We start from the raw sequence: 21,657 nt of genomic DNA, 5'->3' as shown, positions 1-21,657 counted from the left end.
CCCTTCTGGCGCAAGCTTATACTAAAGTCCCTACTGCCTTCGGACGCGTTTCACCGTGTCGGCTGTTCAACTTTCACAACTTTCTACTTTATCCGCACAATGTTGGCGGCACGCGTGTGCCTGTTTGGTGACGGATAGATTTTGCAATGAGGAACCCTGATGGACCAGGATGGCTTATTTGTTTCGGTTTTATTGTTTTTACTCGCCGCAGTGGTGTTAGTGCCACTAGGAAAACGTGTAGGCATTGGTCCCATCCTCTCTTATCTCGCCGCTGGTGTACTCCTTGGTCCCGGTGGCATTGCTATCGTTTCTGAGCCCACAGCTGTATTGCACTTTGCCGAATTTGGCGTGGTGTTGATGCTATTTATTATGGGATTGCAGTTAAGTCCCGGTAAGTTGTGGGAACTGAGAAGTGCAATTCTTGGACTTGGCAGTGCACAAGTTGTGGTGTCTTGGTTGGCCATTAGTGCACTTGCCATGCAATTTGGTGTGGCGTTGGCGCCAGCGGTGGTTATAGGTGCGGCGTTGAGTTTGTCCTCCACAGCATTTTCTGTGCAGCTGATGACAGAACAGCGCTTATTAGCGACACCGGTTGGGCGTGATGCGTTCGGGGTGTTGTTGATGCAGGACCTCGCCGTCATCCCGATGTTGTTGCTGACCACCTATTTAGCACCGGATATGGCTGATGAATCGAAACAAGCCGTGCCATGGTATTGGACACTTTTGGCGCTGGGTGGTTTTGTGATCGTTGGACGTTACGTGCTGCCCAAGGTGCTGTTTCTTGTCGCCTCAAGTGGTGTAAGAGAAGTGGTGACGGCGTTGTCACTATTGCTCGTCATGGGCAGTGCCTCATTGATGGCGTGGCTCGGATTATCAGCCGGGATGGGGGCATTTCTGGCTGGCGTCATGCTAGCGAACTCGAGCTATCGGCATCAGCTCGAAACGGATATTGAGCCTTTTAAAGGATTGTTGCTAGGGCTGTTTTTTATGGCGGTGGGCATGACGATGGATTTGAGTCTCATCCTCACCGAACCGTTGATGTTGCTTGGCGTGTTGTTCTCCATGCTACTGATTAAAGCCTTGGTATTGCTAGTGGTTGGCAAGTTTCGCAAACACAGTTGGCGTGCGGCGATGACGCTCGGGATTGTATTGGCCGAAGGGGGAGAATTCGCCTTTGTGCTCTTATCTCAGGCGCAGCTTTCTGGATTAATGTCCAAGTCGTTGGCGCAAGCGTTAGTGTTGGTGATTGGATTATCTATGGTGTTGACGCCATTTTTACTCAAATTGCTGCGCGCCGAAAAGCGTAAGAGCGAAGATACGAGTCGTCCGGCAGATGCCATTAAAGTGAGTTCTGACTGTGAAGTGGTGATCGCTGGTTTTGGTCGCATGGGGCAAATTACAGGGCGTATTTTAGCGGCTAACGGCATTCCGTTTGTGGCACTGGATAAAGATGCCGAACACGTTGATGTGGTGCGCCAGTTTGGTGGTGAAGTGTACTTTGGTGATGCAAAGCGCTTGGATATGTTGTTATCGGCTGGGCTTGATAAAGCGCGGGTGATGCTGATTGCTGTGGATTCGGTTGAAGACTCATTGCAGATTGTGGGTCAAGTGCAGGCGCATTTTCCGCAGGTCACCATAATTGCGCGGGCGCGTGACCGTAACCATGCATACCGGTTAATGGCGCTTGGCGTGACTGAAATTTTTCGTGAGACTCTTGGCTCGGCACTCAGTGCCAGTGAGCAGGTATTACACATGCTCGGCATGACACAACTGCAAGCCACCGAGCGGGTGAAGATTTTTGCCGAGCATGACAAAGCACAAGTGAATGCGAGTGTGCAGCATCGGGATGATTTAAAAGCGTTGATCCGAATCTCTAATCGTGGCCGTTCTGAACTCGCAAGTTTGATGCAACAAGACCACGATAAAGGGCTGTAAGTGTTGCTCGAAAGCCAGTGACTTGAGTGCCATTTTGACAAGATCACTGGCTTTTCTGCTTTTTCAGCGGCGGCTTGAGTAAAAAAATGCAGAAAATGAAAAAAATTTTGTGATTGACCAAAATAATTTTTGTTTTTGTGTGTCTTTTATCACATTTTTATCTGTAAAATTTTACAAAGACTGTAAAAGTTGACGCGCACGTAAGGTTTATTTGGGCTGAGGTTAATGAATTAGCTGTGAAATTTTACAAAACTCTAGCGTTTTAATTGACTTAGTAGATTTCCCTTCAGGTAAGGCTTAAATAGTTTTTGCTTAACCACGCAGTTCCATCTCTTAAAAATGGTGTAATAATTTTATTGCACGTGAAATATTGTGCCGTAATTAACATACAGCGATGTCGCTTGGTCAATAGATCTGACAACTTTACCTGTTAACTTGTGTAAAATTTCACAACTTAAAATAATTGTTATTAATCAATATCTTTTCGCTAGATTTCTATTTGGGTTAACCAATTTAACTTAACCAGACGGCTTCTTTTGCCGTTTTTTTACACGATTGTTTTTACAAAAGTAGTTCGCTAGGTTTTTCGTTGAAAAGGCACATATGAAAGTGTGTCGATAATTTCAAAGGAGAAACCTTATGCAGCAGACAGCAACAACAACGCCTACTACGCCTAACTCAGGCAGCTTAACGGTTGTCGGTCACGACATCGCAGGGCAGGAGCGTGTACTCACTGAAGGCGCCTTGGGCTTTCTGCAGGCACTGTGTGATGAGTTTGCCGCAGAGGTGCCAGAGTTATTAGCCAAGCGGCGTGAGCGCCAGCAACAAATTGATGCGGGACAGTTACCGGATTTTGCGAGCGATACGGCAGCCATCCGCACTAGCGATTGGCAGATCCGTGGCATTCCTGCTGATTTGCAGGATCGCCGTGTAGAAATCACCGGGCCGGTTGATCGTAAGATGGTCATCAATGCGCTGAATGCTGGTGTGAAAGTGTTTATGGCGGACTTTGAGGATTCATTAGCACCAAGTTGGCAGAAGCTGATTGAAGGCCATGTGAATTTGCAGGACGCAGTGCGCGGTGAAATTGAATACACAGCGCCAGAGTCAGGTAAACATTATCAGCTCAATGATCATCCCGCGGTATTGGTCACGCGTGTGCGGGGACTCCATCTGCCTGAAAATCACGTTCTGCATCATGGGAATGCGATTCCTGGCTGTCTGTTTGATTTCGCAATGTATTTCTACCACAACTATCGCCAGTTGCTAGCCAAAGGCAGTGGACCTTACTTCTATATTCCCAAGCTTGAAAGCCACGCTGAAGCGCGTTGGTGGGCCAAAGTGTTTGCCTATGCTGAAGAACGTTTTTGCTTACAGCCCGGCACGATTAAATGCACCTGCTTGATTGAGACGCTACCAGCGGTGTTCGTGATGGATGAAATTCTTTATGAATTGCGCTCCAACATTGTAGCGCTGAACTGCGGCCGCTGGGATTACATCTTCAGCTACATCAAAACCTTGCGTAATCATCCAGAGCGCGTGCTGCCCGACCGCCAGCAGGTGTCGATGGAACAGCCCTTTCTCAGTGCTTATTCACGTTTGTTGATTAAGACCTGTCATAAGCGTGGCGCCTTGGCTATGGGCGGAATGGCGGCATTTATTCCGGCAAAAGATCCGCAAGTGAATCAACAGGTGCTGGAAAAAGTGACTCGCGATAAAGAGCTTGAAGCGCGTAACGGCCATGACGGCACTTGGATCGCACATCCGGGACTGGCTGAAACCGCACTGTCCGTGTTTAACGATTTTATCGGCGTCGGGCCTAATCAGTTGCATATCACGCGTGATGTTGACGCGCCGATTCTGGCCAGCGAATTACTTGAACCCTGCCAAGGCGAACGCACAGAAGAGGGCATGCGCCTCAATATTCGTATTGCACTGCAATATATCGAAGCGTGGATTTCTGGCAATGGTTGTGTGCCTATCTACGGCCTAATGGAAGATGCGGCGACGGCAGAAATCAGTCGTACATCAATATGGCAATGGATCCGCCATCAAAAGAGTCTATCCAACGGCAAGTTGGTGACGAAGGAGTTGTTCCGACAGATGCTCACCGAGGAGCTATCAAACGTGAAGGAAGAGGTGGGCAGTGAGCGATTTAGTGCTGGTCAGTTTATTCGTGCGGCGTCGTTACTAGAGGAGATCACAACCTCTGACGAATTAGTCGACTTTTTAACCTTACCGGGCTATCGCCTGCTCACTGAGTAACACGATTTTCAGATAAAAAACGGTGGCGCTTTGGGGGCGATACCACCAACCACATTTGCACCGAGGAGAGTAAATCATGACAGATATTAACCAAATGACCCGTGAACAGCAGATCAACGTCCTGAAGCAAGATTGGGCTGAAAATCCACGTTGGAAAGGCGTTGTACGTCCATATTCTGCTGAGGAAGTGGTGGGTTTACGTGGTTCGATGACGCCGCAGAACACCTTGGCGACCATGGGGGCCAATAAGTTGTGGAGTCTGGTCAATGGCACAGCCAAAAAGGGATATGTGAACTCGCTGGGTGCGCTGACCGGTGGTCAGGCGGTACAGCAGGCAAAGGCTGGGATTGAGGCAATCTACCTGTCAGGTTGGCAGGTAGCAGCAGATGCCAACTTAGCTGGCACTATGTACCCGGATCAGTCCTTGTATCCAGCTAACTCTGTACCAGCGGTGGTCAGCCGTATTAACAATTCATTCCGCCGTGCCGATCAGATCCAATGGAGCAGCGGAAAATCCCGTGACGATGAAGGTGCTACTGACTACTTCCTGCCAATTATTGCCGATGCTGAAGCGGGATTTGGCGGCGTGTTAAACGCCTTTGAACTGATGAAGTCTATGATTGATGCTGGTGCGGCCGGCGTACACTTTGAAGATCAGTTAGCCTCGGTGAAAAAATGTGGTCACATGGGCGGTAAGGTATTAGTGCCGACCCAAGAAGCGGTGCAAAAGCTGGTGGCTGCACGATTGGCGGCGGACGTTGCTGGGGTGCCAACATTGGTGATTGCACGAACAGATGCCAATGCGGCTGATCTGTTGACCTCAGATTGCGACCCATACGACCGTGATTTTGTTACTGGTGAACGGACGTCAGAAGGTTTTTACCGCGTCAATGCCGGGCTTGATCAAGCAATAGCGCGTGGATTGGCATACTGCCCATATGCTGATTTGGTATGGTGTGAAACCGCCAAGCCAGATTTAGAAGAAGCCCGTCGTTTTGCTGAGGCAATCCATGAAAAATTCCCAGGTAAACTGCTGGCGTACAACTGTTCGCCATCCTTTAACTGGAAGAAGAATTTGGACGATGACACCATTGCCCGCTTCCAACAAGCGCTTTCAGATATGGGCTACAAGTATCAGTTCATCACCTTAGCTGGTATTCATAACATGTGGTACAACATGTTCGATTTGGCACATGCCTATGCCCAAGGTGAAGGCATGAAACACTATGTTGAGAAAGTTCAGCAACCTGAATTTGCCGCAGCTGAAAGAGGTTATACCTTCGTGGCACACCAGCAAGAAGTGGGTACTGGCTACTTCGACAAGGTCACCACGGTGATTCAAGGCGGAACTTCGTCAGTAACGGCCTTGACGGGTTCCACGGAAGAAGCGCAGTTTTAATAGTCAGTTTCGTTTAGAACGGCACCTTGTGTGCCGTTTTTTTATGCATACAACGTGGAAAGCTGAACAAAATCATGCGGATTAAAATTCTTTTGTTAATATATTGTTGTGAGGCAAACAATTTACTCTTCCATCTATCGCTCACTATGGGATGTCCGCGTTGAAGCACGAATTAACAAAAAACAATATGGGTGTTGATTTCTGGACGAAAAAAATTAGTGAGCAGGAGATGCCGGCACTGTGTTCGATGATTCGAACGTTAGAGCAGCTCGCCAAAGACGATGTGTCGTCAATGGGCGTACTTGGGCGCAGTATCATGTATGACAATGCGCTGACGTCGAGAGTGCTGCGTGTAGCGAACAGTGCTATCTACAACAAAGGCATCAGCCAAGTGACCACCGTCAGTCGTGCTGCCGTGGTGCTCGGGTTCGATGTCATCCGCAACGTGTGTATCACCGCAAAATTGCTGACCAGCTTGCTGAATAACAAGAATCTCAGTGAAAGCGTATATCAGCGTTTGATCAAGTTGATGGCGCGCTCCTTTCAGGCGGCAATGTTTACCAAAATGATGTTGGCGGATTATGACGAAGAGTTCCAAGAAGAGGCTTTCATTGCCGCTTTGCTATATCACTTAGGTGAAAGTGCCTTCTGGAGCACGGGAGGCAGTGTCGCCGACGAGTTAGACAGACAGCTCAATAAGGTGGACGACAACGTTCAACGCTTGAGTATTGTTAGAGAACATCTTGGGGCTTCATTCAGCCAGCTTACACAAGGTATTGCGCGCAGTTGGGGCCTCGGTGAACTATTGATGAAGTCGTTGACCAATCCGAACGAGCGCACGCCTGAAGTTCGCAGCATTTATCTGGGAAATCGCTTGTCCGAAGCCTTTGCTAGCTCAGACAGTAATCCGCAGCAGTTACAAAAACGGATTCAGCAAGCCGCCGAGATGATGAAAATGCCCACGGATGCCTTCCAGAAAAAGTTGATGGAAAATATTGAGGCGACAGCGCGGTTGGCTGAGGATTATGGTGCAAAAGAGCTGGTGGCATTTTTACCCGACAGCAAGACGGCATTGGAGACACTGCAACAGCAAACCCATTGGGAACCAAGACAACCCAATATGGCCATTCAGTTGGAAAAGCTGCGAGAGCTCACCAACCTGACCATGAACAAGCCTGATTTTAACCAAGTTGTTTCAGTCGCGTTGACGGGCATGCTGGATGGGGTAGGGTTAGATCGCGCCGCGGTATTGCTGCTGTCGCCTAACCGCAAAATGCTGCAACCACGCATCGCTATGGGTGACGGTGATGACGCATTAAAAGCCGAATTGCTGTTGCCAATAGAACCACAATTTCTGGAATTGAAAGCTTGCTTGGATCACGGCACTCCTTTTTGGTTTGGGCATCGTCACGGCATTAAAAAACTGCCTGAAAGTATCGATAAAAAGCTGCCGGAAAACGGCTGGATGTTTGCCCCACTGAAAGTAGAAAATAAAGTGATAGGGGTGTTCTACGCCGATCGCGCCAGCTCTGGTCGCGATATCGATCAGGCTGAATTCGACAGTTTTAGCCACTTTGTGCAGTTAACGAATGTTTGCTTCTCACTCGCTTACCGCAGTTGACGATTTATGTTGTTTCCGAAAAAATTTTATTTGCTCGGTAATACGAGTCACCACACTGTTGGGGATTGGGAAACTGAGATGATATTGCAGAATTTTCCAACCATCAGCCGTGTGGATTAGCGTACCTGTCCCGCGACTAATGCCATATTTTTTGTGATCTAATATTTCATCAAACACCGCCACATCGCCCATCTGGGTGATGGTGTGTTTTAGTCTGGTATAACGCCATCCTTGAGTCGCTCGAGCATATTGCTTAAATTCCGGAATACTCCAGTGCTCAGTCATATCCGTACCTAAAAAGCTCGCCTGTGGCACAAATAAAGCAAAGTAACGATTCCAATCAGCATCTGCGGCACTTTGATGCAGTGTATCTAGCACTGCATCAGCTTCATCAACCACCATCGGGCGAATGTCATCTTTTGCGATTGCTAGAGGAGTGTTACTGAGTAACAGGATTATCAGAACGTGACTGAACATAGGTAAGTAAAAGCGTGGCATGGCGTAGTGTCTGTTAGTGCAAGTGATGTTCTAAGTGTCGCTCAAAAAACATGTTTTTCTAGTACTTCAGGCAGGAAAATCAGGTAATAACAAAGAAAAAAAGCTGACAGCAAAAGGGAAATTGGTAGTCGCTGTCAGCAAGCCGGGAGGTTTAAACAAGAAGGCAAGATAACGTCAGGGGTAAATCCATTACTCAATCATAAACTGGCGATACAGTAAGCGCCGCTGTTGCGGATTTAAGTGTTCGTAGTAATTCACTAAAAAACGCAGCATGCGCGAGCGAGAAATACCCGCTTCTTCCGCCAATGCTCTCAGCTTAGTTACTGTGCTATCACCTAGGGTGTAGGTGCCACGCTTCAACGGATGCTGCGCTGGCGTCTGTGTTAATGATTGTTCAGCACGATGAAATGTCACCACGTTATTTTTGCTTTGCGAAGACGGCAGTTTTTGCTGCCCCATCGCGTAAAAGATGGCGTCATCAATAAAATCGTCAATGGAGGGGGAAAATGCCTCCTCCGAATACGCTCGCTCAGATCGCGTAGCGTTTTTCTTCAGATCGGCGAGACCCATAATTTGCTCCCATGCTCATCGGTTTAGACTGTTGGAACATTTGTGAAATCGCTTTGGCATTCTGCTGCGCTAACATTTCACAGGCGATGGTGCGGATTTCATTGGCGGCTTTACCTGATGGTTCGATTTCCATCACGCTGCGACCAGATTCTTCACTATCATCATAGATATTGCGGCTGTATGTCACTGAGTCGAGCACATTGATGTCGTAGGTGCGGCAGACTTCTTTAGCTTCTTCAATACGGTTAGCCTGACTTGGCAGGTTAGGGCATTGAGTGATTACGAATGAAGCGCGCATTTTGGGGTTAATCATCATACAGGTCGCGACAACGTCATCCATATGGCTAACGGTTTTTAAGTCACGGCGTTTTGGACGTAATGGCATAAGTGCAAATGATGCCACTGACATGGTGGCGCGCAGTGCCAAGTTGTCCTGACCACCGCAGTCGACAATAACGACATCATAGTGTTGTTCTAAGCTCAGCAAGTCATTACGAATTTTGCCGTAGAGCTGTACACAGTTGATCGCTGGGAGTTCAGGATGTTGGTTGCGGGCTTGGATCCAGTCAGATGTGGTGCGTTGCGGGTCGCAATCCACCATCATCACCGATGCCTGACACTCTTTTGCTAAAAAAACCGCGATATTCTGTGCAAGACAACTTTTGCCGCTACCGCCTTTTTCACCACCGATCAAAATAATCATGGTTCTTCTCCCTGACGCTGAAATAATGCGCGCTGTACTGATGAGTTGAGTTACTGCAGACAGGCCAATTTCAGAGTGACTGATACTTGTTTAACATTCATGTTACTTCGCTATTTTGTTTGGTCAACACTTTGTTTTTAATGGGTTTTAATGAATTTGTGGTGACGATAAATTGGCTTTTGCTTAAATGGTGGCGGAATAATGACACTACTGGAAATTGTTGATTATTTACATTTAACAATATGATTTTTAAAGGTAATTATAATTTGACAGTGACGATTAATTGTAACGAAAAACAGAAAATGTAATTAAGTTGTATCTAAATCATGTGCGGGTGATTTTTATATTCTCATGTGGAATATAAATAATTTTAAAATACAAAAATGATATAAAAGAGAGATGTTCAGCGCTGCCTTTTCTTGCCTTAATAGCACAACCGTATGCTAATGGCATCAGCTTCAATTAACGTAAGTGATAGATACTTCAGATGGAATTCGAACAACAAGCATTATTGGATGCGATTAACCAGACGATGCCATTCGGCAAATATGCTGGACGGCGATTATTGGAACTTCCAGAGCCTTATCTTGTCTGGTTTCATAAGCAGGGCTTTCCCGAAGGTAAACTCGGGGAGCAGTTGGCGCTGATTTATGAAGTAAAACTAAATGGCTTAGAGTCGATGTTACGTCCGTTACTCCGAGCTAAACTGTGACGCGTATTAGTGAAATACGAAGTATCACGTGGTTAAATATTCTGTCTTTATTAACTAAGGGATTCGATAGCAATGGCTAAACTTGCAAAACTTCTCGCTGCAGCCGCTCTGATGGTTGGTATGTCTTCTGCTTGGGCGCAAGGCCGAGTTCACGACGCGGTTGTCGTGGATACTATGGACAGCGGTGGTTACACCTATGTGCAGGTAAAAGAAGGTGACACTACTTATTGGGCAGCAGGTCCTCAAGTGACTGTTACTAAAGGTGATAAAGTGCAGTTAGCAGAACAGATGTGGATGAGCAACTTTACTAGCAAAACTTTAAACCGCACGTTCGACAAAATTATGTTTGTTGGTGAAATCGCCAAGAAATAATCGTGTTGCAGAGTCATATTTAAACCTTTAGCGGCCCTTCAGATACAAATCCTACGCATGGGTCAACTGTGATGAAGTAAGCGGGTCAATATTGATTCATTAAACACCATAGAAGCAGCCACTGCGTATTTGTCAGTGGCTGCTTTTTTATGAGATTTTTTGCTTGATTTTCATCAGGTTTACTCAGAATATTACTGCGATTTGATTGTGGGTTAGGGTCATGCCGCTCAGTTACGTTCACTATGCTCATCAGCACCATCGCCATTACGCAGCGCAAATTGCCACGCTTTATCATCAGGCTGTCCACGCCCAATCGGGCGGCTTTTATAGTCAGCAGCAATGCGCCGCATGGTCGAGTGCCCCCCGTTCTCATAAGTTTTGGCAACTAAGGCTCAAACACGCCGAAGCTTGGCTAGCGCTGGATCATCAGCAGTGTATTGGGTTTATTCAGCTAGAGCGTCGCTATCACGATCGTGGTTATGTGAGTTGTTTGTACGTTGCACCTGCCTATCAACGGCGTGGCGTGGCGGCGACATTAATTCGACAAGCACAAGCCTGGTCAAGAACTGCAGGCTGGCTGCGGTTGACCACAGATGCGTCGTTACAATCTCAATCAGTATTTGCGCGGCAAGGCTTTGTCAGGCGCCATAAAAGCTATCAGGAAAAACGCGGGCAGCAACTTCTGGGTTTTAAAATGAGTTGTGATTTGAGCGCCCATTAAAAAAGCGCCGACGTTATAACATCAGCGCTTTTGGCTGTTGGCTTGATTGTTCATGGTTATGGTAAATCAAAAAACAAAGCTTCAATATTCGTCAGTGCGTTAAATTGCAGCGCTGTCTGAGCATTGATCGTGGCGCCGTCTCCCGCAGTTAACTGAATATCATCGACCTGCAGTTCGCCGCTGATGATATGCACGTAGTAAGTGCGTTCAGCGTTTAACGTTAGGCTTTGTTGCTGCTCCGCGCCCAACACCAGTTTCGACACTGTGGCATCCTGTTTAATTTGCAAGGTACCATTACGCCCATCTGGGGTGACAACCTCTGTTAACCACGCAGTCTGCGCAAACTCGCGTTGTTGGTAGCTTGGCGTAGTGCCTGTCTGATTCGGTTGAATCCAAATCTGCAGGAACTTCAATGGCGCCTTGTCAGAGCCGTTGTATTCGCTGTGAGTAATCCCGCTACCCGCCGACATCAATTGAAATTCTCCTGCAGGTAAGGTCATTTCATGACCGTAGCTGTCTTTGTGCTGAATGACACCTTCAGTCACATAGCTAATAATTTCCATATCGCGATGGCCGTGGGTATCAAACCCGGCGGCTGGCGCCACGGTGTCATCGTTGATGACGCGCAGTGCCGATACTCCCATAAATGCTGGATCGTAGTAGCGTCCAAAAGAGAAGGTGTGTTTGCTCTGTAGCCAGCCAAAGTTAGCGCGACCACGGTCTGCTGCTGCTCGAATAGTAATCATGGTGGTGCTCCTTATAGCTTACGGCTCAACCAGTTATCTAACGATACTTTTCCGGCACCTGATATCAGTAATGAACCTGCGACTACAGCCAAGGTCAGCGCATATTCATAGCCATTGTTAGCCATAAACAGGCCGTTATGAATATGGACGGTAAACAGCGCGACTAACATGGTGAAGGCTACCACTGCGGCGGCTGGGCGGATCAACAAGCCTAACAACAAGAACAGACCGCCAAAAAATTCGCCGGAACCTGCCAAAAATGCCATTAGTTCCCCGGGTGCGATGCCGATAGATTCCATCCATTGGCCAGTGCCAGCGATGCCGTAACCTCCAAACCAACCAAACAGTTTTTGACTGCCGTGCGCCATCAGAATCAATCCGACAGGGACACGTAACATTAATGGTGCGAAACCGGCGTTGTTAGTGACTAATGTTTTAATGAACTTTTTCATGATGTTTTCCTCAGTGATTTTGATATTGCGAAATTTGTTTGGAATGCGTTATTCCGTTCGTTGAAAGCAAGTTTAGGCTTGACTCAGTGATTTGAAAATCGGAACATTTTGAATGCTAACTTCAAAAAAATTGAACAAGAGGTTTTGATGTCATCTATTATCAGTCTTGATGCACTTAAGGTATTGGATGCAATCGATAAAAAAGGAAGTTTTGCGGCTGCAGCAGAGTCGCTTTATCGCGTTCCTTCAGCGTTAACTTATACGGTGCAAAAACTTGAGCAAGACCTCGGCAGCAAACTATTTGAACGTCAAGGCACACGCTCTATCCTGACCGATGCCGGTCAGTTGGTATTGGCTGAAGGACGGGAGATTTTGGCGGCGGCGCAGCGGCTGGAAAACGCCGTACGTCAGCTGGAGACTGGCTGGGAAACCAGTATCTCGTTAGCGCTTGATACTGTGCTGGCTGATGGTCCTTTGTTGACGGCGATTGCCAAGTTTACTGAATTAGGCAAACAGGTCACGATTAATGTCTCCAAGGAGGCACTCGGTGGTGGCTGGGATGCACTCTATTCAAAGCGCGCTGATATCGCCATTGGCGTGTCTGGCGAGCTACCGCGGGGTCAGTACGAGCTTGAACAGATAGCGACGGTGGAGTTTGTGTTTGCGGTGGCAAGTCATCATCCGTTAGCCCAACGCAAGGGGATTGTGCCGATGCAGGCGCTGCTAGATTACCCCGCGGTAGTGGTGGCTGACAGTTCGCAGGCGCTAAGCCAGCGTTCTAGTGGGCTCTTTGCCAGCCGGCAGGTGATCCGTGTCTCGTCGATGCCGGATAAAATCGCGATGCAGCAGCAAGGCATCGGCGTTGGTTTTTTGCCAAAACACCTGATCCAAACTGCACTTCAAACCGGCAACTTGATTGCGCGTGAAGTCGAGCAACCACGCGAAGCGCTACCGCTCTATATGGCGTGGCGCAAAGGCGAGCAGGGCAAGGCTCTCGCGTGGTTTGTTGAGCGATTACGGAATTCGAATTGGAGTTTGGGATTATAGGTAAAGCAAAATGCTGAGCACATGCAAAGATATTAAGTTTGTATACGTGCGTCTTTCCAAATATTTATAAAATAAAGTTTTTTGTTATTAATTGGTTATACATTTTTACTGAGTAGTCGTCAGATTTTGAAAGCATGTATTGGCACATATAAATAGTTAGCAAAATGGAGCACACATGGGCATTTGGGAAAGCTTTTGGATTGGGTCAGCTTCTACAATTTTTGGGGGTATTGTTTTAGCTATTTTTTTCTTTTGGGTGCGAGAAAAGTGGTTTGGAGTCGCTGATGTAACAGGCAAATGGCACTTTAATATGATTACCCAAAAAACCGTATACAATCCCTATAAAGATATGGAATTGCATTACGTTGGAGTTATTTGGCGTGAAGGTAATCAGCTTCATGGTTCAGTTGAAAAAGTCTATGAGAAATCTAGTACAGGTGAACGTCCCTATATAGGAGAACATCGTTCTCGCGGTAAATTGACAGGCACGTACGAGAAAAACTATTTCAGCAAAGACAGGGTCCATATTCATGTTAGCGAGCAAGGAAAAGGTCGTGAGTCAACAAACTATTTCACATTGACAGTAAATAAGCGGCGATTAAGAGGCAATTTTTGCTCATTTGTAGCAGATCAAGAAGGAGTTTCCAGGTGGCAAAGAGAGCCTTTTTGAAGTTTGTGTATATATTATTGTCGCTTCCAATGCTTGTAATGGCCGTCTTATGTTATTTTTTTAACATTGGGAATGTGCGGTTTTATTATAACCTGTGCATTAATACTGTTCGCGAAAACGATAAAACCTACCCTCAAGAACTTATTCAATGCCTTTATTTGGGGGAAGATAAACGAGGTCAAAGCCATCTTGGTGTCGATTATTTTGGGATCGTAAGAGCAATTTGGTCGATTATAAAAGGTCGAATACAGGGCGCTAGTACTATTGAGCAACAGTTTGTTCGTACAGTTATTGGACGCTATGAAAGAACTTTAACAAGGAAGTTTTTTGAACAGTTACTGTCCCATCTGGTTTGTTTAAGACTGAAAAAACAGCAAATTGCTGAAAGTTACCTGTCTATTGCCTTTTTTGGTTCGCAAATGCGTGGTTTGAGCGAGCTCATAGAACAATTATCCCCTGAGTCTTTTGAGCTAAGTTTTTACGCAGGTGCTGTTGCCAGACTCAAATATCCGCAGCCGGAAAGGGTGTCTCCGGTTTGGTTGGAGAAACATTCCAAAAGAACAGAATGGATTGTGCAACAATACAATTCTGCTAATAAGTTACTCAATAATGAAAAAAAACGTTTAGTATTTTTTGAATCTTAGCCCAGAGTTTATTATCTAATATCTTTTTATAATCAATTGGTAACTTCAAACTCTAACTCAAATAGGCGGATTTTTAGTTACTTAATTACCAAACTAGCTATTTCGATGACTGATGTAATTTACCATCGGTATGGCGGGCTCTAGCGGTATATCATCATGGCTGAGCATGCGAATAAAGGCCCCCGGCAGGGTGATATCGGTGAGTGAACGTTGCCACTGCGCTTGCAGCAAGGCATCGTAACCCTCTTTACCGCTGGTGGTATAACTGGTGGAGACGCCGATATAGCTTTGCTGTTCGATCACTTCACACCAATCACCGTTGTCGCGTAGCAGTTCTAACTTCACGAGGCGATGCCCTAATGCTTGCGTGCCATCGTAAAAGTAACGTAGTCGGTGGGTGTAAGGAAAACTGCCGGCGCCAGTGCCGATGACACTGTTGTTGGTGGCTTCGTTAATGGCGGATTCCAGCACCTGCTTCAAATGAACGCCTTGAATTTCATAGCATACCAACGGCAACTCAAACGGCAGCAATCGTCCCATAATATCGGCAAAGGTTACTTCACCTTGCTCCAGAGATTGGCGCACGCCACCGGCATTGTGCAGCGCAAAATCCAAATTCGGCAGTTGCTCTCTGGCTGCCATGTACATGCTTTGGCTCACTAGCGGCGCAATTTCACTGCCATGGGGTAAGCGCTGACTTGGTAAACGCGTGTGTGCCAATGTTCGTGGTACCATGGCGATTACTTGCTGCTCCATCGAGCGCAGCGCTGGGTGGAACTCGGTGTCAATCAGCTCTTTGAGTTGCTCGTCTTGTTCATCCCACAGAATGCCTGAGTGTTGGTGTAGTAACTCGGTGGCATCACGATAATCCTGCTCGGTCGCTGGCGTATCGCCACTGAGCATAAAGTGGCGATCCAACATTAAGCAACTGCTGCCGTTAAGCTGAGTCACTTTGCCGTCAGCATCAAACGCGATATCGGCAATACCCAATGCTTCAGCATGTTTGCCCGCTTGTAATACCGGAACGCCGTTGATGAATTCACCATAAGGCACACAAGGTAAGCCAAACTCAGCAAAATCACCCATCAATGTGTGAGTGTGACCGCCGACAATTAAGCTGATCCCGTCAACAGCATCGGCCATACATTTGTCCATATCGTAGCCGAGGTGACTCAGTACAATAATGTGTCGTATGCCTTGCTGTTGCAGTTGCTTAATGGTGTTAGCAACGGTATCAAATGCGGGCAAAAACTCGGTGTCAGGATCTGGTCTCGCAACGCGTTTCATTTGATCGAGCGTGATACCAATAATGGCCAATTGCTTATCATAAAACGGTTTGATCAGGGGCTGCCCAATACCTGCGGCGTTATCAAAGCGAAGCAGGTTAGCTAGCGGCGTGAGCCTTGGCTGCTTGTGCAAATCCTCGCGGGCTAAATCCATATTGGCCGCCATCACCGGGAATGACACCTTGGCAATAAAATTAGCGAGGGTGGCGTTACCGTCATCGATATCGTGATTACCGATCACCATTGCATCAGGACGTAGATAGTCCAGCACTCGTGCATTGGCTTGGCCTTTAAAATGACTGTAAAACAGGGTGCCATGAAAGCTATCACCGCCATGAAGAAACAGCATCTCCTGGTTATTCAACTCAGCTTCGGCTCGTAGTCGCTGCACCTGCGCCGCAATGCGCGGATAGCCGCCACTATGACTGGCTAAACTAAACTGGCGCTGACCTAGTTGAACTTTAAGCCGGACGAGACTGGCATCAAAATGGGAGTGAGTATCGTTGATATGGGCAAGTGTTAATCGGTAATTCATGGACATCCTCTTCACTAAGCACACGATTGTACACTTGCAACACTGAAGAACAAGGGAGCCTTGTAGACTTGCCTTGTTAGCGAATGCGTTTACTTGGCGCTAGCGTCGGCGTCGTCATTATCCTCAGATAGACGTATGCCTTTGTCTTTCATGCGTCTTTTCCAAAGGTTACGCGCTAATTGTTGCATATCGATGGCGGGATCATTGATGTCGACAATTTCCAGTCCCAGCAAAGATTCAATGATGTCTTCGAGCGTAACTAGGCCTAAACCGCTACCATACTCATCAGCCACCATGGCAATTTGCGTATTGCGTTTAATCATCAGTTCAAAGAGCGGCAACAACTTAGCGGTTTCAGGCACGACCAACAGATTATGCTTCAGTTCTCCAATTGGCCGTTGCGGGTGATGATGGGCGTCAAGCAATACATCGGTACGCGTGACATAGCCGATAACATTGTCGGGTTCATCTTGGTACACCGGAATACGGGTAAAGGGTTGCGCTCGATGTTGCTGGGCAAACTCACTGACGGTCATGTCGACAGGCAAGGAAAACATCACAATGCGCGGCGTCATAATGGTATGAGCTGAGATATCGCGCGCCTTTAACATTTGCGTGAGAATTTTACTTTCCTGTTTATTTAACTCTCCAGATTCCAACCCGATTGCCGCCATGGCGCTAATCTCTTGTCTGACAAACTGCCCCGATTCACCCTTACCTAATAGTCGGGTGACTTTATTCGACATCCAAATCAACGGCCGCGTTAAACGTTCCATCCACAATAAGATGAGTGACACTGCGGGCGCTAAAGATCGCCAGTAATTGGCGCCAATAGTTTTGGGAATAATCTCGGAGAAGAACAGGATCAAAAAGGTCAATACACCGGAAAATACGCCCAGCATTTCGTCACCAAATACTTTGGCTGCCTGCGCGCCAGCTACTGCCGCTCCGACGGTATGAGCAATGGTGTTAATGGTGAGTATCGCCACCAAGGGGGATTCAACGTTGTCTTTTTGCTGCGACAAGCGTGCCGCCGCAGACGGGTGATGCTGGCGTAAATTTGCGATATAACTCGGTGTTACCGATAGCAGTACTGCTTCGAATACGCTACAGAGAAATGAAAAGCTCAGCGCCAAAAGAATAATCACAATCAGGGTTAACATAACGGAAAGCTTTACACCTCATATTGTGGCCGACATTGGCCTAAGGGCAGAGTATCATGGTCGAAATGAGCCAAAACTTAATTTTAGACGTCCGCATAGCGTGAGCGGCAAAATATCGGAGTGAAAAACCTAGTTAAGCGCTAGGATATAACTGGCACATCTGCCGGCCGATCTGTATAATTCGCCGCCCTGTTGCGGGTTTTGGTGTTGAGGAACAGTAATGAGCGACAAAAAAATCAATCTGCTTGATTTAGATCGTAAAGCGCTACGTGAGTTATTTGCCGAGTGGGGCGAAAAACCGTTTCGTGCCGATCAAGTGATGAAGTGGATCTATCACTTCGGCGTTGACGATTTTGAGCAGATGACCAACATCAATAAAAAACTGCGTGAGAAATTAGCGGCACGTTGCGAAATCGTCGCGCCAGAAATCTCGCAATATCAAAAATCTACCGATGGCACCATCAAGTTTGCGATTAACGTGGGTGATGGCCAAGAAGTGGAAACCGTTTACATTCCCGAGGAAGATCGCGCGACCTTGTGCGTCTCTTCGCAGGTGGGGTGTGCGCTGGAATGCACTTTCTGTTCAACCGCACAGCAAGGCTTTAACCGTAACCTAAAAGTGTCTGAAATCATCGGCCAGATCTGGCGTGTAGCGCAATTTTTGGGCTTCCAAAAGGATACCGGTGACCGTCCGATCACCAACGTGGTGATGATGGGTATGGGCGAGCCGTTACTGAACCTGAACAACGTCATTCCGGCAATCGAAATCATGCTGGATGATTTTGCCTTTGCCCTGTCAAAACGCCGTGTGACCTTGTCTACCTCAGGTGTGGTGCCCGCGTTAGATAAGTTGGGTGAATCGCTCGACATCGCACTGGCCGTCAGTATTCACGCACCGAATGATGCGCTACGCAACGAGCTGGTACCGATCAACAAAAAGTACCCCTTGCAAGAGTTCCTTGGTGCCATTCGCCGCTATATCGCTAAAACCAATGCTAACCGCGGCCGAGTAACGCTGGAGTATGTGATGCTCGATCACATCAACGACAGCACCGACCAAGCGCACGAGTTGGCTCAGCTGATGAAAGACACCCCATGTAAGGTGAATTTGATTCCGTTTAATCCATATCCGGGCTCACCTTATGGCCGTTCTTCCAACTCACGTATCGACCGTTTCTCTAAAGTGCTGATGGAATATGGTCTGACAGTGGTTGTCCGTAAGACCCGCGGCGACGATATTGATGCGGCTTGTGGTCAGCTGGCTGGCGATATTCGCGACCGCACTAAACGTCTTGCAAAAAAACAAATGCAACAGAATCAAATTTCGGTCACAATGAGCTAACTCTTTGTTACTCAAATTAATAGGTTTACCGATGAAGCATGGATTGCCCGGTATACTTTTGCTGCTGGTGGCATCATCCCAATTAGCGGGCTGTGTCACCGAGCGCACTTATGCCGGTACCGATACACCTGTTACCGAACGTAAATTTGACCGCACAGCTGCCGCGCTTGAGCGCAGTCAGCTAGGGCTTGCTTACCTCAAAAAAAGGGACAGCGAACAAGCCAAAGCCAATCTTGACCGCGCCATGGAATATGCTCCCGAGCTGGAGCAGGTTAATCTTGCCATGGCCTACTACTACGAAAGTGTCGGCGAAATGCAAAAAGCAGAAGACACTTACGACCGCGCAATTGATACCCGTGATGCCTCTGGTGATGCCGCCAATAACTTCGGTGTATTCCTCTGTAAAGAAGCCAAATACGAAAAATCCGAACGTATGTTTTTGCGTGCGATCAACAATCCTAAATACACTCGCACAGCGTCCAGTTATGAGAATCTGGGCATCTGCATGCGTAAAGCTGGCAGTGTTGACAAGGCTCGCCAATATTTTGGGATGGCGCTGAAGTATGAGCCGCGTCGGCGGGTATCTTTATTAGAAATGGCAGCGTTAGAAGAGGGTATCGGCAATTACAGCGCTGCCAAGGTGATGTTGCAGCGTTACGACAAGGTGGCTACCATGTCTGCTGAGAGCTTGGCGCTCGCGGTAAAAATAGAAACGGGACTCGGCAACACTGACGCAGCCAAACGTAATGGCATTTTGTTGCTGGCAAAATTCCCGCAATCACCCCAAGCAAAAGCATACCGGACAAACATGCACTGATGACTGAATCGAATAATAATATTGACAAGGAAGTGCAAAAGTCAGAAGGAATTGAAGAGCAACTGGAACTGCTCGGCGCGGTGCTCAAAGCAGCTCGCGAAACAAAAAAATTGTCGGTAGCCGAAGTGGCTACTCGTTTGCACCTGCGCGTTGCTGTAGTTGAAGAGATTGAACAGGATGATTTTAGTAATATCTCCTCTGCAACCTACGTTCGCGGCTACGTGCGCAATTATGCGCGGTTAGTAGAAGCTGACCATGCGCTTGTGGAGCAATGTTTGGCGCACCAAGTGCCAACCGTTACCCCGCCATCAATGCAAAGCTTTTCGCGAAAAACCAGTATTAAAAAACGTGAAACGCGTTGGATGTGGCTAACATACTTAATCGTGTTGATTTCGTTGGCCTTGGCCGTGTGGTGGTGGTGGCAAAAGCCCGCAAGCGTTGATGAACATCTATCTGAACCTACTATTGAAGAACTGCAAACACCTGTCGAACAAACGCCAGCGAGCAATGATACTCAAACAACACCGCCAGCCGCTGAGCCGCAAGTAGAAGAACCGCCATCGAATACTGATAATAGCCAAGTGAGCGCTGATGACGCCGATGTGCCCAATGCCAGCGAACAAGCTGGTGCTACCTCAGTCGCCCCAGCAATTTCTGACACCAACGAGACTGAATCAAGCGCCGCAGAGACTGCTAGCCATGCCAGCAGCGTTGCGCTTGAGTTATCGCTGGCGGGTGATTGCTGGCTGCAAATTACTGATGGGCAAGGACAAGTGTTAGCTGATGGCCTCAAAAATGCTGGCCGCCACATTCAGGTGGCCGGAATTCCTCCAATCAAAGTCGTACTTGGCGCTCCTGAATCAGTCACAATGACGTATAATGGCGCCCAAGTGAGTCTTGATAAATATCCGGCAGGGCGGGTCGCACGACTGACGTTACCGCAAGCCTGATATTTGAACCCCATTCTGCCGGTCAAGATACCGGACATGAGTAAGAGCAATTACGATGTACAGTGAATCTCCAATCAAACGTCGCCCGTCAAGCCGCATCTATGTTGGCAATGTTCCCATTGGTGACGGCGCGCCGATTGCCGTGCAATCGATGACCAACACCCGTACCACAGATGTTGAAGCCACGCTCAAGCAAATTCATGCGTTAGAGCGAGTGGGTGCTGATATCGTGCGCGTGTCTGTACCGACCATGGACGCTGCTGAAGCGTTCAAATTGATTAAGCAACAAACCCATATCCCGTTAGTGGCCGATATCCATTTCGATTATCGCATCGCCCTTAAAGTGGCTGAATACGGTGCTGATTGTTTGCGTATCAATCCAGGCAATATCGGCAACGAAGAGCGTATCCGCCAAGTAGTGGATTCGGCCCGTGACCACAATATTCCAATCCGTATTGGCGTAAACGGCGGCAGTCTTGAGAAAGACTTGATGGATAAATACAAAGAGCCAACGCCTGAAGCCTTGGTGGAATCTGCCATGCGCCACGTCGAGATTCTCGACCGACTTAACTTCGATCAGTTCAAAGTGTCAGTTAAAGCCTCGGACGTGTTTCTCGCGGTTGAGTCATATCGCTTGCTGGCAAAGCAGATTAAACAACCGTTGCACTTAGGTATCACCGAAGCTGGTGGCGCACGTGCAGGTTCTGTTAAGTCAGCCGTAGGCCTTGGAATGCTGCTCGCAGAAGGTATTGGTGACACCATTCGAATTTCATTAGCGGCCGATCCGGTTGAAGAGATCAAAGTGGGCTTTGATATTCTGAAATCGCTGCGCATTCGCTCTCGTGGCATTAACTTTATTGCCTGTCCTTCGTGTTCTCGCCAAGAGTTTGATGTGATTGGTACTGTAAATGCGCTGGAGCAACGCTTAGATGACATCGTCACACCAATGGATGTGTCAATTATTGGTTGTGTAGTGAACGGCCCAGGTGAAGCGCTGGTGTCAAACCTTGGTTTGACCGGTGGTCATAATAAAAGCGGCCTCTACGAAGATGGTGTACGTCAGAAGGAACGCCTCGACAACAACGACTTGATTGATGCATTGGAAGCAAAGATCCGCGCGAAAGCGGCGACACTTGCAAATCGCATCGAGGTGCAACAAGACAAGTAACGGCAAATGATGCTGAATGTGAAGTGCCTAGCGTTCGGCGG

Annotated in this window: 21 protein-coding genes; 14 read left to right on the top strand and 7 right to left on the bottom strand. The window is 47.6% G+C overall.

The window, feature by feature from the left end; genetic code table 11:
* Positions 1 to 159 precede the first annotated feature (159 nt).
* From HR45_RS06360 to HR45_RS06345, 4 genes are all read left to right on the top strand, one after another.
* Positions 160 to 1,935 carry a monovalent cation:proton antiporter-2 (CPA2) family protein gene (locus HR45_RS06360; protein ID WP_037440919.1) on the top strand — a complete coding sequence of 592 codons (1,776 nt, stop codon included), beginning with the start codon at positions 160 to 162 and terminating at the stop codon, positions 1,933 to 1,935.
* Between the two features lie 639 nt (positions 1,936 to 2,574).
* A complete protein-coding gene (aceB, locus tag HR45_RS06355; protein ID WP_037440917.1) occupies positions 2,575 to 4,200 on the top strand; it encodes a malate synthase A in 1,626 nt (541 codons plus the stop codon).
* A gap of 76 nt (positions 4,201 to 4,276) precedes the next feature.
* The gene (aceA, locus tag HR45_RS06350) at positions 4,277 to 5,599 is read left to right on the top strand and encodes an isocitrate lyase (protein ID WP_037440916.1); all 1,323 of its coding nucleotides are present in this window, start codon (positions 4,277 to 4,279) and stop codon (positions 5,597 to 5,599) included.
* Between the two features lie 151 nt (positions 5,600 to 5,750).
* Positions 5,751 to 7,220, top strand: coding sequence for an HDOD domain-containing protein (locus tag HR45_RS06345; protein WP_037440915.1), 1,470 nt, complete (start codon positions 5,751 to 5,753; stop codon positions 7,218 to 7,220).
* On the opposite strand, the gene HR45_RS06340 is transcribed toward HR45_RS06345, so the two are convergent.
* The 3 genes from HR45_RS06340 to HR45_RS06330 all read right to left on the bottom strand — a co-directional run bounded on the left by HR45_RS06340 (position 7,200) and on the right by HR45_RS06330 (position 8,991).
* The gene (locus tag HR45_RS06340; protein ID WP_081933404.1) at positions 7,200 to 7,718 is read right to left on the bottom strand and encodes a nuclear transport factor 2 family protein; all 519 of its coding nucleotides are present in this window, start codon (positions 7,716 to 7,718) and stop codon (positions 7,200 to 7,202) included. The genes HR45_RS06345 and HR45_RS06340 overlap by 21 nt on opposite strands.
* Positions 7,719 to 7,907: 189 nt before the next feature.
* Positions 7,908 to 8,288 carry a hypothetical protein gene (locus HR45_RS06335; protein ID WP_037440913.1) on the bottom strand — a complete coding sequence of 127 codons (381 nt, stop codon included), beginning with the start codon at positions 8,286 to 8,288 and terminating at the stop codon, positions 7,908 to 7,910.
* Entirely contained in the window at positions 8,248 to 8,991 is a 744-nt protein-coding gene (locus HR45_RS06330) for an AAA family ATPase (protein WP_037440911.1), read from the bottom strand. Before HR45_RS06330 ends, HR45_RS06335 begins: the two co-directional genes overlap by 41 nt.
* A gap of 487 nt (positions 8,992 to 9,478) precedes the next feature.
* Here HR45_RS06330 and HR45_RS06325 point away from each other — a divergent pair, with 487 nt between their 5' ends.
* The 3 genes from HR45_RS06325 to HR45_RS06315 all read left to right on the top strand — a co-directional run bounded on the left by HR45_RS06325 (position 9,479) and on the right by HR45_RS06315 (position 10,796).
* Positions 9,479 to 9,703, top strand: a complete 225-nt coding sequence (locus tag HR45_RS06325) for a DUF3820 family protein (RefSeq protein ID WP_037440909.1) — start codon at positions 9,479 to 9,481, stop codon at positions 9,701 to 9,703.
* A gap of 72 nt (positions 9,704 to 9,775) precedes the next feature.
* Positions 9,776 to 10,075: a hypothetical protein gene (locus tag HR45_RS06320; RefSeq protein WP_037440907.1), complete on the top strand. Its 300-nt coding sequence runs from the start codon at positions 9,776 to 9,778 to the stop codon at positions 10,073 to 10,075.
* 220 nt (positions 10,076 to 10,295) lie between these two features.
* Positions 10,296 to 10,796, top strand: a complete 501-nt coding sequence (locus tag HR45_RS06315) for a GNAT family N-acetyltransferase (protein WP_037440905.1) — start codon at positions 10,296 to 10,298, stop codon at positions 10,794 to 10,796.
* 56 nt (positions 10,797 to 10,852) lie between these two features.
* Here the strand turns inward: HR45_RS06315 and HR45_RS06310 are convergent, their stop codons facing one another.
* Both HR45_RS06310 and HR45_RS06305 read right to left on the bottom strand, forming a co-directional pair.
* Positions 10,853 to 11,542 (bottom strand): pirin family protein, encoded by a 690-nt coding sequence (locus HR45_RS06310; protein ID WP_037440903.1) that lies wholly within the window; start codon positions 11,540 to 11,542, stop codon positions 10,853 to 10,855.
* A gap of 11 nt (positions 11,543 to 11,553) precedes the next feature.
* Positions 11,554 to 11,994: a DoxX family protein gene (locus HR45_RS06305; RefSeq protein ID WP_037440901.1), complete on the bottom strand. Its 441-nt coding sequence runs from the start codon at positions 11,992 to 11,994 to the stop codon at positions 11,554 to 11,556.
* A 147-nt stretch (positions 11,995 to 12,141) separates the two neighbouring features.
* On the opposite strand from HR45_RS06305, the gene HR45_RS06300 reads away from it, so the two are divergent.
* The 3 genes from HR45_RS06300 to HR45_RS06290 all read left to right on the top strand — a co-directional run bounded on the left by HR45_RS06300 (position 12,142) and on the right by HR45_RS06290 (position 14,355).
* Entirely contained in the window at positions 12,142 to 13,041 is a 900-nt protein-coding gene (locus HR45_RS06300) for a LysR substrate-binding domain-containing protein (RefSeq protein WP_037441414.1), read from the top strand.
* A gap of 175 nt (positions 13,042 to 13,216) precedes the next feature.
* The gene (locus tag HR45_RS06295; protein WP_037440898.1) at positions 13,217 to 13,711 is read left to right on the top strand and encodes a hypothetical protein; all 495 of its coding nucleotides are present in this window, start codon (positions 13,217 to 13,219) and stop codon (positions 13,709 to 13,711) included.
* Positions 13,690 to 14,355 carry a transglycosylase domain-containing protein gene (locus HR45_RS06290; RefSeq protein ID WP_037440896.1) on the top strand — a complete coding sequence of 222 codons (666 nt, stop codon included), beginning with the start codon at positions 13,690 to 13,692 and terminating at the stop codon, positions 14,353 to 14,355. Before HR45_RS06295 ends, HR45_RS06290 begins: the two co-directional genes overlap by 22 nt.
* A gap of 93 nt (positions 14,356 to 14,448) precedes the next feature.
* Here HR45_RS06290 and HR45_RS06285 read toward each other — a convergent pair whose 3' ends face one another.
* Positions 14,449 to 16,182 carry a bifunctional metallophosphatase/5'-nucleotidase gene (locus tag HR45_RS06285; protein WP_037440894.1) on the bottom strand — a complete coding sequence of 578 codons (1,734 nt, stop codon included), beginning with the start codon at positions 16,180 to 16,182 and terminating at the stop codon, positions 14,449 to 14,451.
* Positions 16,183 to 16,265: 83 nt separating this feature from the next.
* Positions 16,266 to 17,339, bottom strand: coding sequence for a CNNM domain-containing protein (locus tag HR45_RS06280; protein WP_037440893.1), 1,074 nt, complete (start codon positions 17,337 to 17,339; stop codon positions 16,266 to 16,268).
* Positions 17,340 to 17,559: 220 nt separating this feature from the next.
* Between HR45_RS06280 and rlmN the strand changes: the two genes are divergently transcribed.
* Genes rlmN through ispG form a run of 4 tightly spaced genes read left to right on the top strand, consistent with a single transcriptional unit; the run spans position 17,560 to position 21,616 of the window.
* Positions 17,560 to 18,681 carry a dual-specificity RNA methyltransferase RlmN gene (rlmN, locus tag HR45_RS06275; RefSeq protein WP_037440891.1) on the top strand — a complete coding sequence of 374 codons (1,122 nt, stop codon included), beginning with the start codon at positions 17,560 to 17,562 and terminating at the stop codon, positions 18,679 to 18,681.
* Positions 18,682 to 18,712: 31 nt separating this feature from the next.
* Entirely contained in the window at positions 18,713 to 19,498 is a 786-nt protein-coding gene (pilW, locus tag HR45_RS06270) for a type IV pilus biogenesis/stability protein PilW (protein WP_037440889.1), read from the top strand.
* Positions 19,498 to 20,448: a RodZ domain-containing protein gene (locus tag HR45_RS06265; RefSeq protein ID WP_037440887.1), complete on the top strand. Its 951-nt coding sequence runs from the start codon at positions 19,498 to 19,500 to the stop codon at positions 20,446 to 20,448. Before pilW ends, HR45_RS06265 begins: the two co-directional genes overlap by 1 nt.
* Before the next feature lie 55 nt (positions 20,449 to 20,503).
* Complete coding sequence (gene ispG, locus HR45_RS06260) at positions 20,504 to 21,616, top strand: flavodoxin-dependent (E)-4-hydroxy-3-methylbut-2-enyl-diphosphate synthase (protein ID WP_037440885.1); 1,113 nt, start codon at positions 20,504 to 20,506, stop codon at positions 21,614 to 21,616.
* The last annotated feature ends 41 nt before the right edge of the window (positions 21,617 to 21,657 follow it).

The sequence above is a fragment of the Shewanella mangrovi genome, from assembly GCF_000753795.1.
In the GTDB taxonomy this organism is placed as follows: domain Bacteria; phylum Pseudomonadota; class Gammaproteobacteria; order Enterobacterales; family Shewanellaceae; genus Shewanella; species Shewanella mangrovi.
The sequence above is the reverse complement of the archived record's forward strand: the minus strand, read 5'-3'. Positions and strand labels throughout refer to the sequence as shown.